We start from the raw sequence: 12,845 nt of genomic DNA on the forward strand, positions 1-12,845 counted from the left end.
TCAGCTCGGCCGGCCCGGCACCCCCGGCCGGGTCTGCCGCGGGTGCGGCCCGTGGAGGGGCCGGTATTCGACACCGAGCGCGTCGAGCCGCGGGAGGTGGTGCTCGCGCAGGCGGGGCAGGAACTCCGCGAAGTCGCGCGGGCCGGTGCTCCAGGCGACCTCGGCGAATGCGCTGAGCCGCGGGCAAGCGGCGTAGTCCACGCGCCGCGGTGTCGAGGTGCTCGGACCACACCTGGGCCTGCACGCCGCGCAGCCGGGGGCCGGCCAGTGCCGGTTCGTGGGCGTGGACGTCTTCGAGCGTGCGCAGGTAGCCGACGGGAATGGGCTCGTCCGGGTGGTCGGACTGGCGGTGGTCGAGGTACACGCGGTCTTCGGGACACAGCACGACGTCGTGGCCGAGCGAAGCGGCCAAGGAGCCTCGTGCTTCGCTCTGCCACGCGCTGATCACCATCGGCGGCAGGCCCTCGATGTCCAGCACCTCGTCCCAGCCGAGCGCCCGCCGGCCGCGTGACGCGAGGTGGGCCGCCATCTCCCGCACGAACCGGCCGTGGGCCTCGGTCGCGCCGGTGACCTCTTCGCCGCCGAGCCCGATCACCGGCGAGGGGAAAACGTCCACCACGTGGTGGAACACCGCGCGGAAGAAGTCCACAGTGGACTCCGACGGGTCGAGCAGCGACGTGCTGATGCCCCACGACGTCGACACTTCCCACTCCGCGCTCGGGTCCGGGCCGAGTTCGGGGTAGGCGGCGATGGCCGCGCAGACGTGGCCGGGGACGTCGATCTCGGGCACGACCGTGTCGGCGCGGGCAGCGGCGTACGCGACGATCTCGCGCAGGTCGTCGGTCGAGTAGAACCCGAAGTGCGGGCGGCCGTCGCGTTCGGGGCCGTCGTGGCGCCCGGCCATCGACGAGCGCCGCCAGCCGCCGACCGACGTCAGCTTCGGGAACCGCGGCACCTCGAGGCGCCAGCCCTGGTCGTCCGTGAGGTGCAGGTTCAGCACGTTGAGCTTGTGCGCTGCCAGCAGGTCGACGAACCGCAGCACTTCCGCCTTCGTGCGGAAGTGCCGTGCGACGTCGAGCAGACAGCCGCGCCAGCCCAGCCGCGGGTTGTCCTCCACGACCCCGCAGGGCAGCCGCTGCCCGGCGCGGATCGGCGCGGCGCGGAACGCGTCCTGGCCGGCGAGCTGCCGCAGGGTCTGGCGGCCGTAGACCTCGCCTGCCGTGCCGGCGACGCACAGCGTGACACCGGTCGGCGTGATCGTGAGCCGGTAGCCCTCCGCGCGGGCAGCTCCGGCGCGGGCCGCACGGTGACCGGCGCCGGCCACGGGCACGTGCCGGCCCCTCGGTCACCGAGACCGGGCGGGGGAGCAGGGTGTCGAATCCGGGCATGCTCAGCCTTCACCGCGCCGGACATCCCGGCGACGATGCCACCGGTGTCCACACTGGACACGATCTTCAGTCCGGTGCCACGGCCGGTGACGGTGAAGGTGGCGATGGTGTTGGGGCCGCGGACGGTCGCATAGACGAACTTAGCGTCCTTCCGGACCGCGATCTCGCCGGGGAACAGGTCACCCGTGGCTCCGGCGGGCACGGCCGCGACGACCGCGAGCGGCGTCAGCTTGCCTGGGGCGGCGTCCCACGACAGCAAAGTGAGCTCTGGCCGCAGCTCCTGGGCGAGGTAGGCGTAGCGGCCGTTCGAGTGGAAGGTCCGGTGGCGTGGCCCGGCGCCTGCGGGGAGCGTGAGCTGCTGGTGCAGCGCGAGTTTCCCCGTTGCGGTGTCCAGTGTGTACACGTCGATGGAGTCGGCGCCGAGGTCTACCGACAGCACCCACCCGCCGGCCGGGTCGTTCGCGACCTGGTGCGCGTGCGCGTCGCGTTCGGCTCCGACGTGCTGCTGCAGGTCCGTGGCCGCGCCCAGCTCGCCACCGTCGAGGATCGCAGGATGACGACGCTGGGGGGCGTAGTTGGCCGCGAGCACGTACTTCTGGAATGCTGTGCACCGACAGGTGTGTCGGCGCGCTGCCCTTCGAGGACACGGAGCCGAGCAGCCGCGGGTTCTCGGCGTCGCTCACGTCGAGCGCCGAGATCGCCCCCTCCGGGTCGCTTTCGTTCGTGACGTAGAGCGTGCGGCCGTCGCGGCCGCGGTCGAACCACGACGCGTCGGGCACCGTGCGCACCGGGGTCAGCACGCTGCTCCTGCGGTTCACGACGTCGAGGCCGTGGCCGGCGGGTGGGGTGCTGGTGTAGCTGCCGACGTAGACGGTGGTGCCGGCCGCGCGCGGACGGCCGGGTGCGGCCGCGGCGAGCTGCCCTCCGACCACGGTGGCGAGGCCGGCGGCGCCCGCGGCGCCGAGGAACGTGCGACGGGAGAGTCCAGCCATCGAGGTTTCTCCCAACGGTGAGGGGACCGGTTCTCTGGACGGCGGCGTTCTCGGCAGTGGCCGGGTTGTGCAGCCCGGTGTGGCTCCAGGGCAGTGTGGCTCGAAGCCGGTGTGGCTCGAAGGTGGTGTGGTTCAGACCACTGCCACGATCAATGCTGCCACGGCGAAGCCGCTCACGGAAAGGACTGTTTCCAGCGCGGTCCACGTTTGCAGCGTCTGGGGCACGGAAAGCCCGAAGTAGCGCGAGACGATCCAGAAACCGCCGTCGTTCACGTGCGAGGCGATGATGGACCCGGCGGAGATCGCGACGACCACGAGCGCGAGCTGCGCCTGCGAATAGTGCAGCTCCACCACCGACGGCGCGACGATGCCGCTCGTCGTCACGATCGCGACCGTCGCCGAGCCCTGCGCGATGCGCATGCCGCAGCTGATCACGTACGCCGCGAGGATCACCGGCAGGCCGGCGTCGCCGAGCGAACCCGCCACGGCCTTGCCGATGCCCGTCGCGGCGAGCACGGCGCCGAAGAACGACCCGGCGCCCACCACCAGCAGGATCATCGCGACCGGCCGCAGCGCGTTGGCCGACAGCTGCGCGAGGTCCGCGCCCGTCATGCCGCGGCGGTGGCCCAGCAGCCACGACGCGAGCAGCGTCGCGATCGTCAGCGCGATGGCCGGGGTGCCGAGGAACGCCGCGATGCCCGCGGCCCCGGAGTTCTTCGGCAGCACGATGCTGCCGAACGTGCCCATGAGGATCAGCACGAGCGGATCGCGATGATGCCCGCCACGAGGGCCAGCGACGGGGGGTTCTGCTCATCTTCGTCGTCGTCGCCGGCCAGCTTCGCGAACTCCTCGGCCAGCGGCACGTCCACGCGCTTGCCGATCCACGTCGAGTACAGGATCCCGCCGACGAACCACGCCGGGATGCCGCAGACCGCGCCCATCAGGATGAGCCAGCCGAGGTCCACGTGCAGCAGGCCGGCGGCCGCGACGGGCCCGGGGTGCGGCGGGATGAACGCGTGGGTGATCGACAGGCCCGCCAGCAGCGGCATCGCGTACAGCACGATCGAACGGCCGCCGTGCTTGGCCGCGGCGTAGACCAGCGGCGCCAGCACGAAGATGCCGATGTCGAAGAACACCGGGATGCCGAAGATCAGGCCGGACAGGCCCATCGCGAGCGGCGCGCGTTTCTCTCCGAAGGTGCGCAGCAGCGCGGACGTGAGCACGCGCGCGCCGCCGGAGCGCTCGAGGATCGACCCGAGCAGCGTGCCGAGGCCGATGATCGCCGTGATGTGCCCGAGGATGCTGCCGAACCCCTTTTCCAGCAAGGAATCCGACGTCTTCTGCGCGGTGCCGACCAGGGTGGCCACCGGCAGCCCGGCGGCCAGCGCGGTCAGCACGCCCACCACGATCAGGGCGATGAACGGCTCGACCTTGACCTTGATGATGAGCACGAGCAGCACCGCGATGGACACCGCGGCGAGCGTGAGCAGACCGCCGGTCGTGGTCTGCAGCCAGTGGATCATCGGCCCCTCCCGGGGGAGCGAAGGGAATGCCCGGCGAGGGCGCCGGTGGGGAGACCGTCCTCGAGCGCGGCGACGCCGTTCACGAAGACGTGGGAGATGCCCGTGGCGGGCCGGCGCGGGTGGTCGAACGTCGCGGTGTCGCCGACCGTCTCGGGATCGAACAGCACCAAATCGGCCGCGTACCCGGGGCGCACGAACCCCCGATCGGGGAGCCGCAGCCGCCGCGCCGGGCGGCCGGTGAGGTGCGCGACGCAGTCGGCCAGCTCGAGCACGCCCAGCTCGCGGACGTAGCGGGCGAGGTAACGGGGGAACGTGCCCCACGCGCGCGGGTGCGGCCGGTCGCCGACGAGCAGCCCGTCGGACCCGCCGGTGTGGGTGCGGTGGCGCATGATCGCCTGCACGTTCCCCTCGTGCCCCACGTGCATCAGGCACGAGGTGCCGAGGCGCTCGTCCACCAGCGCGTCGAAGTACAGCTCGGCCGGGGCTTTCCCGGCCGTCCGCGCGGACTCGGCGACGCTGTGGCCCGCGAGCGCGGCGTTCTCGGGTCGGCGCACGCCGTTGATCTCGATCGCCGACCAGTCGACGGGCACGCCGTGCGCACCGTCCGAACCGGACTCCTCGAGCTCGGCGCGGATCCGCTCGCGGGTGTCCGCATCGGACAGTCGCGCCAAGGTCGCGTCCGGCCCGCCCTCGGTGACCCAGCTGGGCAGCAGCGCCGAGAGGTAGGTCGCGCCGGGCAGGTAGGGGTAGGTGTCGAGGGTGATGTCGCCGCCCGCGTCGAGCGCGTCGTCGAGCAGCTTCAGCAACTCCGGCGCGCGGCCCTTGTTGACCGAGAAGTTCATCGTCGCGTGCGCGAGGTGCAGCGGACAGCCGGAGCGGCGCGACACGTCGACCATCTCGGCGAACGCCTCCAGCGCGCCGCTGCCGTAGCTGCGGTGGTGCGGGCTGTAGTAGCCGCCGTGCTCGCCGACCACGCGGCACAGCTCCACGAGCTCGGCCGTGTCCGCGTACATCCCGGGCGCGTAGGTCAGCCCCGACGACAGGCCGAACGCGCCTTCGGCCAGCCCCGTCGCGACGAGCTCCTTCATGCGGGTGAGCTCGGCGGGTTTCGCCGGCCGGTCCGCCCAGCCGACGGCGAGCATGCGGACCGTGCCCTGCGGCACGAGGTAGGCCGCGTTCACGGCGATGCCGCGGTCGAGCCGATCGAGGTACTCGCCGACCGAGCGCCAGCTCCAGTCGAACCCGGCCGGATCGTCGTTCCAGCCCGCGAGCTGCCCGCGCAGCGTCTCCAGCACGGTGTCGTCGACCGGCGCGTAGGAAAGGCCGTCCTGCCCGAGGACCTCGGTGGTGACGCCCTGGGAAACCTTGGCGAGGTGGTCCGGGTTCGCGAGCAGCTGCAGATCGGAGTGCGAGTGCATGTCGATGAACCCGGGCGCCAGCACCAGCCCGTCGGCGTCGAGCACTCGCCCGCCCGTGAGCGAGCCGGGTCCGGCGACATCGGTGATGCGGCCGTCCTCGAGTCCGACGTCGTGGCGGGTGATCGGGCCGCCGGTGCCGTCCGCGACCTGCGCGCCGCGGATGACGAGAGTCATCAGAACCACGTCCGCACGAAGTCGACGACGGTCTCGCCGTCGGTGTCCACCACCGGCAGCAGGGGCCACTTGTCGAACGTCGTGCACGGGTGCGACAGGCCGAGCCGCACCCAGTCGCCCACCTCGACGGGCGAGTCCACCGGCAGCGCGAGGAACGCGTGCTGGTCGTTGAGCTTCGTGACGGTGTGCCCGGCGAGTTGCGTGACCACGCCGTCCTTGCGCAGCAGCTGCGGTTCGGGCATGCCCTCGTCGTAGGGCAGGTCGCGCTTTCCCGCGGTCAGGAGCGCGAGCTCGGCCGTCGGCTGCGACGTGACCTGCGCCCACGCGTGCAAGGCGGCGTGGAACGGCTCGACGCCCGCCAGGCGCGGGTGGGCGCCGAGCGGCGAGATCTCGCGGTAGAAGCCGTCGTCGTGCGTGACGTACGCCCCGCTGCGCAGAATCGGCAGCACGTCCAGGCCCCCGGGCCACGGTTTCGTGAGCTCTTCGGCGACGCGGTCGAAGTACGCGCTGCCGCCGGCCGTCACGTACACCCGGCCTTCGGCGAGAAATCCCTTGTCCGCGAACGCGATCGCCGAATCACGCAGGGTGTCCACATAGGAGCTGATCTTCGCCAGTGCGGAGTCGTCGGTGTCGTGCGACAGCGCGCCCTCGTAGCCGCCCGTGCCGCGCAGCCGCAGTGCCGGGCTCTTCGCGACCGCCTCGGCCACGGCCAGCGCCGTCTCCGGCTCGCGCACCCCGGTGCGCCCGCCCGCACCGCCGAGTTCCACCAGCACGTCGACCGGCCGCGCCGATCCGGCCAGTGCCTCGCTCATCAGCTCGGCCCCGCGCACCGAGTCGACCCAGCAGACGAACTCGAAGGTGGGGTCCGCGGCCAGCTCACCGGCGAGCCACCGCAGGCCGGCGGGGTCCACGAGCTGGTTGGCCAGCAGGATCCGCGACACCCCGAAGGCTCGGTAGATCCGCAGGTGGCCCGCGTTCGCGGCGGTGACGCCCCACGCGCCGTGCTCGATCTGGCGCAGGAACAGCTCGGGCGCCATCGTCGTCTTGCCGTGCGGCGCGAGCGCGATGCCGTGGCCGGAGCACCAAGCGGCCATCGTGGCGAGGTTGTGCTCCACCGCGGCGGCGTCGAGCACCACGAACGGGCCGAAGAAGCCGTCGGCGAACAGGTTCGCGCGGCGGGCGGCGGCCTCGTCGAGCGTGAGGCCGGCGAGTGCGGGCGCGATCGAGCGGAACCGCCAGTCGATCTTCTCGGCGCGGCCCGCGCGGACGGCGGCGGTCAGAGTGGCGTGCTCGGGACTGTTCATCAGGGGACCTCACCAGCAAGGACCTTGGTTGCGTATGGTGCAACGGACGTTGCGCAAAATGCGCGCCTTAGGTGTAGCATCCGGTTCGCCAGCGGTCAACGGGGTGACGGAACGGGGAGAAAGTCAGTGACCAGCCCGCCCGAGGTGCTCTGCATCGGCGAGTCGATGGCCCTGTTCGTGCCGGCCGAACCCGGCCCGCCCGAGCGGGTGCGCAGCTGGCTGCGCACGATCGGCGGGGCCGAGTCGAACGTCGCCTGCCACCTGCCGGCGCTGGGCGTGCCGAGCGCGTGGGTGAGCGCGGTCGGCGACGACCCGTTCGGCCGCGCGCTGGTGCACGAGATCGGCGCGGCGGGCGTCGACGTGAGCGGCGTGGAGGTCGACCGGACGCGCCCGACCGGCTTGTACGTCAAGGAAAGCGGCGCGCAGGGCAGCCCCGTGCGCTACTACCGCGCGGGCTCGGCCGCTTCCGCGCTGGGCCCGGACCTGGTCGACCGGCTGCGGCTCGACGGCGTGCGCGTGCTGCACTTGTCCGGGATCACGCCCGCGCTGTCGGACAGCTGCCTCGCGCTCGTGCGCGCGTTGCTCACCGCCCCGCGCGGCGACCGGCTCGTGTCCTTCGACGTCAACCACCGCCCGGTGCTGGGACAGGACCTGGCCGTGCTCGCAGAGCTGGCGGGCCTCGCCGACCTGGTGCTCACCGGCGACGACGAAGCCGAACGCGTCTGGGGGACCGGCGACCCGGCGCGGCTGCGCGAGCTGCTGCCCGGCCCGCGCGTGCTCGTCGTCAAGCACGGCGAACGCGGTGCGACCCTCGTCGAGCGCGACGCGCCGCCGCTGTTCGAACCCGCGCTGCGCGTGGACGTGGTCGAACCGGTGGGCGCGGGCGACGCGTTCGCGGCCGGCTTCCTGGCCGCGACGCTGCGCGGCGCGGACCCGGTGACCCGTCTGCGCCGCGGCCACCTGCAGGCCGCCGCGACGCTGCTGACCCACGACGACGTCGGCGCGCCCCTGCCCGAGCCCGTGGTGACTACTCTGCTGCGGGCGGACGCCGAAACGTGGCGCGCGGCCCACCTGACGGGAGAAGGCGTGGTGGTGACGTGAGCCAGAGCCTGGACCGGGCGCTGACCGTGCTGGGCGGGCTCGCCCGCGGCGCGAAGACGCTCGACGAGCTCGCCGAGGAGATCGGCGTGCACAAGACCACCGTGTTGCGCCTGCTGCGGACCCTGGAGGCGCACCACTTCGTGCGGCGTGAGGGACCTCGCCACTACCGCCTCGGCAGCGCGCTGTTCGACCTCGCGAACCAGGCGCTGGAAGGGCACGACGTGCGGCGCAGCTCCCACGACGCGCTCGCGGCGCTCAACGACCGCACCGGCCACACCGTGCACCTCGCGTCCTACGAGGACGGTGAGGTCGTCTACATCGACAAGTTCGAGGGTCACCACTCGGTGCGGATGTACTCGCGCATAGGCAAACGCGCGCCATTGCACTGCACGGCCGTCGGCAAGGTGCTCGTGGCGGCGATGCCCGCCGCGCGGCGCGAGGAGATCGCGCGGTCGATCGAGTACCCCGTGCTCACGCCGAACACGATCACCTCGCCTGAGGCCTACCTCGAAGAGCTGGCGCAGGTCATCGAGCGCGGGTACGCCGTGGACAACGCCGAGCACGAGGACTTCATCCACTGCGTCGCGGCGCCGGTGCGCGGCGCGGGTTCCGCGGTGCTGGCCGCGGCGTCGATGTCGGTGCCGAAGGTGCTGCTGGACTTCGACGGCCTGCTCGAGCTCGTGCCGCAGCTGCTGGCGGCCACGGAGGAAGCTTCCGTCCACAGTGGATGGGCGGGGAACGGAAAGGGGCAATGATGGGCAAGACGGCGATCACGACGCAGAACGCGCCGAAGCCGCCGGCGAAGTTCTCGCAAGCCGTCCGCAAGGGGAACATCCTGCAGGTCGCGGGCACGGTCGCGTTCGACCCGGCCACCGGCGCGATCGTCGGCGACGACATCGCGGCGCAGACCCGGCAGGTGTTCAAGAACATCGAGGCGCTGCTCGCCGAGGCCGGCTCGAGCTGGGCCGACGCGGTCATGGTACGCGTGTACCTCACCGACACGAGCCACTTCGGGCCGTTCAACGAGATCTACAACGAGCTGATCGGCGAGGCCCCGCATTCGGCCCGCACGACCGTCTACGTGGGACTGCCCGCCGGTCTGCTCGTGGAGATCGACGTGCTCTGCGTGCTCGACTGACGCGTTCCCGGGCCCCGGCATCCCTTGCCGGGGCCCGGAAGCGTGGTCAGCCCAGGACGCTCGTGTACCCGTTGATCGCCGGCTGGCCGCCGAGGTGCGCGTAGAGCACGTTCGACTCGCGCGGGATCTCCCCGCGGCGCACCAGGTCGATCAGCGCGGCCATCGACTTCCCCTCGTACACCGGGTCCGTGATCACCCCCTCCAGCCGGGCGGCGGTGCGGATCGCGTCCAGCGTGGTCTCGTCGGGGATGCCGTAGGTGCCGGCGTGGTAGCGCTCGTCGAGCTCCACGTCGGAGTCCTCGATCGCCCGCGCGCCGATGAGACCGGCCGTCCCCTTGGCGATGCGGGTGATCTGCTCGCGCGTCTCGGCGGGCTTGGCCGAGGCGTCCACGCCGAGGATCCGCCGCGGCCGCTCGCCCAGCGCGGCGCCCGCGACCATGCCGGCCTGGGTACTGCCGGTGACCGAGCAGACGATCACGGTGTCGAAGAAGACGCCGAGTTCGCGCTCCTGCTGTGCCAGCTCGGCGACCCAGCCCGCGAAGCCGAGCCCGCCGAGCCGGTGGTCGGACGCGCCGGCCGGGATGGCGTAGGGCTTTCCGCCGGCAGCGGTGACCTCCGCGAGCACGTTCTCCCAGCTCTCCTTGAACCCGATGCCGAACCCGGCCTCGACGAGCCGCACGTCGGCGCCCATGATCCGCGACAGCTGGATGTTGCCGACCTTGTCGTGCAGCGGGTCGTGCCAGTCGACCCAGCTCTCCTGCACCAGCACGGCCTTCAGGCCCGCGCACGCTGCGGCCGCCGCGACCTGGCGGGTGTGGTTGGACTGCACGCCGCCGATCGACACGAGCGTGTCGGCGCCCTGCGCGAGCGCGTCGGCCACGAGGTACTCGAGCTTGCGCGTCTTGTTGCCGCCGAAGGCGAGCCCGGAGTTGAGGTCTTCGCGCTTGGCCCACACGGTCGCCCCGCCGAGGTGCTCGGTGAGGCGGTCGAGGCGGTGGACCGGCGACGGGCCGATCAGGAGCGGGAACCGGGGGAAGTCGGCGAGCGTCACGGTGTCTCCAGGGTGTCCGCGGTGGCGAGGGTGTCGAGCGTGGCTTCGAGGTCGGACCAGATCTTCGAGGTGACGGCGGCGGCGGACTCGGCGTCGCCGGCTTCCACCGCGTCGATCAGCTCGGTGTGCCGCTTGACCGAGCGGTGGGCCGGCAGGGAGCTGAACCGCGCGTACTCGAGGCGGCGCAGCACAGGCGTGTAGCGGTCGAGGGTCGCGGCGACGGCGTGGTTGCCGCACGCGCGCACGGGCACGTCGTGCAGTTCGTCGTCGGCCGCGATCGCCGCGGCCACGGCACCCGAGCCGACCGCGGCGGCGAAGCGTTCGTTGGCCGCGCGCATCGCGGCGACCTGCTCGGTGCCGAGCCGCGGGAGCGCCTGGCGGACGGCGAACTCGTGCAGCGCCCGCACGAGCTGCACCGCGTCGCGCACCTCGTCGCTCGCGATCGCGGCGACGCGCGTGTAGCTCTGCGGTTTCGACTCGACGAGCCCGTCGCCGGTCAGCCGCAGCAGCGCCTGCCGCACGGGGGCGCGGGACAGTCCGAGCTCCTCGGCGAGGTCGGCGTCGCGCAGCGGGGTCCCGGGCGCGAGTGTGCCGTCGATGATGGCCTGGCGGATGCGGTCGTAGGCCTCGTCGCGCAGCAGCGGCCGGGTGATCTTCGGAAGCGGACTCACATCTAACATGTTAGATATTGAAGGCAGGCGAGAGCAATCCCGGAAACGGCGAAGGCCCGTCCGCGGCGGTGCGAACGGGCCGGTGGCGGTGCACTTTCCGGGCTCGGCGGAGCCGGAACTCAGTAGACCGGGCCGGTGTACTTCTCGCCCGGGCCCTGGCCGGGCCCGTCGGGCACGGCGGAGGCTTCGCGGAACGCCTTCTGCAGCGACTGCAAACCGTCGCGCAACGGGCCGGCGTGCAGGCCCAGGTACTCCACGGACGACGTGACGAGCCCCGCCAGCGCCGTGATCAGGCGACGGGCCTCGTCGAGGTCGCGGTGCGGCGAGGCCTCGGGGTCGGGGTCGGCGAGGCCGAGGCGCTCCGCGGCGGCCGACATCAGCATCACGGCGGCACGGCTGATCACCTCGACGCTCGGGATGTCCTCGAGGTCGCGCACGTCCGGGGAATAGGAAGGCTCTTGCGAAGGTTGCTCTGACACGTCTGGTACCCTTCCACGAGCGACCAGTCCTCGAGCGATCGGGGGCGGCAAGTGGAGCCCCGCTCCCACCCGCGTCACCGCCTCAGGTGTCCGGGTCCGGTCTCGCCGACGTGGTGGATGAGTCTATCCGTCACCCCGGCGAAGCGTTCGGTCAGCACGACCGGGCGCGATCGGAGACAGAGCGGGCCCCGTAATCGGCTGGATGCCGGTGACGGGGCCTGAGTCATGTGGGCACCAGGTCGAGAAGAGAAGTAGTCACTCGGACCAAGGAGGGCCCATCAGCTCCGAGACACGCATCAACGAACGCATCCGGGTGCCGGAGGTCCGGCTTGTCGGACCCAACGGTGAACAGGTCGGCATCGTCCGGATCGAAGATGCGCTGCGGCTGGCCCAGGAACACGACCTCGATCTGGTCGAGGTCGCCCCACAGGCACGTCCGCCCGTGGCGAAGCTCATGGACTTCGGCAAGTTCAAGTACGAGAGCGCGCAGAAAGCCCGTGAGTCCCGCCGCAACCAGCAGATGACGGTCATCAAGGAACAGAAGCTGCGTCCGAAGATCGACCAGCACGACTACGAGACCAAGAAGGGTCACGTGTCGCGGTTCCTGGCGGCCGGCAACAAGGTCAAGGTCACGATCATGTTCCGCGGTCGCGAGCAGTCCCGGCCGGAACTCGGTTTCCGGCTGTTGCAGAAGCTCGCCGACGACGTCACCGAGCTGGGCTTCGTCGAATCGTCGCCCAAGCAGGACGGTCGCAACATGATCATGGTGCTGGCCCCGCACAAGAACGTGAAGCCGAAGGTCGCGAAGGCCGAGCCGGCTCCCGAGGCGTAACGCCTCCAGCAGCGCCCAGCACAGTCAGCGGCACACCGGGGCACCGGTGTGCCGCCGCACGGAAGAGGACAGAATCACCATGCCGAAGATGAAGACGCACAGCGGTACGTCCAAGCGCATCCGCGTGACGGGCACGGGCAAGCTGCGCCGCCAGAAGGCCGGCCGCCGCCACCTGATGGAGAAGAAGTCCAGCCGCGTCACCCGGCGCCTCGAGGGCACCACGGAGCTCGCCAAGACCGAAGCCGGCCGCGTCAAGCGGCTGCTCGGCATGTGAGCCTGAGCCGCTCTCCGCACTCGTACTAACCACCCGGGGTCACCTCGCCCCCCGAACCGACAGGATGGACCAGTGGCACGCGTCAAGCGGGCGGTCAACGCCCAGAAGAAGCGTCGCGCGACTCTCGAACTGGCCAGCGGCTACCGCGGCCAGCGCTCGCGGCTGTACCGCAAGGCCAAGGAGCAGACGCTCCACTCGCTCAACTACGCCTACCGCGACCGCCGCGCGCGCAAGGGTGACTTCCGCCAGCTGTGGATCACCCGCATCAACGCGGCCGCTCGCGCCAACGGCGTGACCTACAACCGGTTCATCCAGGGCCTCAAGGCCGCCGGCGTCGAGGTCGACCGCAAGATCCTCGCGGACCTCGCGGTCAACGACGCCGCCGCCTTCACCGCGCTCGCCGAGCTCGCCAAGGCGAACGTCACCACCGGCGAAGCGAAGTCGGCCTGACCGGCAATCCTCCGCGACCCGGGGCGGATCCGTTCACCGAACGGACCCCC

Annotated in this window: 11 protein-coding genes and 4 pseudogenes; 6 read left to right on the plus strand and 9 right to left on the minus strand. The window is 71.7% G+C overall.

Annotated features, from left to right (window positions below):
- The 6 genes and pseudogenes from I6J71_RS14685 to I6J71_RS14705 form a co-directional block, all read right to left on the minus strand.
- Positions 1–1,388 (minus strand): annotated as a pseudogene (locus I6J71_RS14685) (beta-N-acetylhexosaminidase).
- Between the two features lie 94 nt (positions 1,389–1,482).
- A pseudogene (locus tag I6J71_RS49730) lies at positions 1,483–1,977 on the minus strand (lactonase family protein); the annotation flags it as partial.
- 73 nt (positions 1,978–2,050) lie between these two features.
- Positions 2,051–2,380, minus strand: a pseudogene (locus tag I6J71_RS49735) (beta-propeller fold lactonase family protein); the annotation flags it as partial.
- A gap of 132 nt (positions 2,381–2,512) precedes the next feature.
- Positions 2,513–3,903: pseudogene (locus tag I6J71_RS14695) on the minus strand (GntP family permease).
- Positions 3,900–5,495: an amidohydrolase family protein gene (locus I6J71_RS14700; protein ID WP_204095224.1), complete on the minus strand. Its 1,596-nt coding sequence runs from the start codon at positions 5,493–5,495 to the stop codon at positions 3,900–3,902. The pseudogene I6J71_RS14695 and the gene I6J71_RS14700 overlap by 4 nt, the downstream one beginning before the upstream one ends.
- Positions 5,495–6,799, minus strand: a complete 1,305-nt coding sequence (locus I6J71_RS14705; RefSeq protein ID WP_204095225.1) for an amino acid deaminase — start codon at positions 6,797–6,799, stop codon at positions 5,495–5,497. Before I6J71_RS14705 ends, I6J71_RS14700 begins: the two co-directional genes overlap by 1 nt.
- A 126-nt stretch (positions 6,800–6,925) precedes the next feature.
- Between I6J71_RS14705 and I6J71_RS14710 the strand changes: the two genes are divergently transcribed.
- Genes I6J71_RS14710 through I6J71_RS14720 form a run of 3 tightly spaced genes read left to right on the plus strand, consistent with a single transcriptional unit; the run spans position 6,926 to position 9,038 of the window.
- Complete coding sequence (locus I6J71_RS14710; RefSeq protein WP_204095226.1) at positions 6,926–7,900, plus strand: sugar kinase; 975 nt, start codon at positions 6,926–6,928, stop codon at positions 7,898–7,900.
- Positions 7,897–8,655, plus strand: a complete 759-nt coding sequence (locus I6J71_RS14715; protein WP_204095227.1) for an IclR family transcriptional regulator — start codon at positions 7,897–7,899, stop codon at positions 8,653–8,655. Before I6J71_RS14710 ends, I6J71_RS14715 begins: the two co-directional genes overlap by 4 nt.
- Positions 8,655–9,038, plus strand: coding sequence for a RidA family protein (locus I6J71_RS14720; RefSeq protein ID WP_204097056.1), 384 nt, complete (start codon positions 8,655–8,657; stop codon positions 9,036–9,038). The genes I6J71_RS14715 and I6J71_RS14720 overlap by 1 nt, the downstream gene beginning before the upstream one ends.
- Positions 9,039–9,084: 46 nt before the next feature.
- Here I6J71_RS14720 and I6J71_RS14725 read toward each other — a convergent pair whose 3' ends face one another.
- The 3 genes from I6J71_RS14725 to I6J71_RS14735 form a co-directional block, all read right to left on the minus strand.
- Positions 9,085–10,089, minus strand: a complete 1,005-nt coding sequence (locus I6J71_RS14725; RefSeq protein ID WP_204095228.1) for a 1-aminocyclopropane-1-carboxylate deaminase — start codon at positions 10,087–10,089, stop codon at positions 9,085–9,087.
- Entirely contained in the window at positions 10,086–10,760 is a 675-nt protein-coding gene (locus I6J71_RS14730; protein WP_370542138.1) for a GntR family transcriptional regulator, read from the minus strand. The genes I6J71_RS14725 and I6J71_RS14730 overlap by 4 nt, the downstream gene beginning before the upstream one ends.
- A 119-nt stretch (positions 10,761–10,879) precedes the next feature.
- A complete protein-coding gene (locus I6J71_RS14735; protein WP_204095230.1) occupies positions 10,880–11,239 on the minus strand; it encodes a DUF1844 domain-containing protein in 360 nt (119 codons plus the stop codon).
- Between the two features lie 202 nt (positions 11,240–11,441).
- On the opposite strand from I6J71_RS14735, the gene infC reads away from it, so the two are divergent.
- The 3 genes from infC to rplT all read left to right on the plus strand — a co-directional run bounded on the left by infC (position 11,442) and on the right by rplT (position 12,795).
- Positions 11,442–12,071, plus strand: coding sequence for a translation initiation factor IF-3 (gene infC, locus I6J71_RS14740; RefSeq protein WP_204095231.1), 630 nt, complete (start codon positions 11,442–11,444; stop codon positions 12,069–12,071).
- 79 nt (positions 12,072–12,150) lie between these two features.
- Positions 12,151–12,345 (plus strand): 50S ribosomal protein L35, encoded by a 195-nt coding sequence (rpmI, locus tag I6J71_RS14745; RefSeq protein WP_204095232.1) that lies wholly within the window; start codon positions 12,151–12,153, stop codon positions 12,343–12,345.
- Between the two features lie 72 nt (positions 12,346–12,417).
- The gene (gene rplT, locus I6J71_RS14750; RefSeq protein WP_009079612.1) at positions 12,418–12,795 is read left to right on the plus strand and encodes a 50S ribosomal protein L20; all 378 of its coding nucleotides are present in this window, start codon (positions 12,418–12,420) and stop codon (positions 12,793–12,795) included.
- The last annotated feature ends 50 nt before the right edge of the window (positions 12,796–12,845 follow it).

This window comes from Amycolatopsis sp. FDAARGOS 1241, assembly GCF_016889705.1.
Classification (GTDB): Bacteria; Actinomycetota; Actinomycetes; order Mycobacteriales; family Pseudonocardiaceae; genus Amycolatopsis.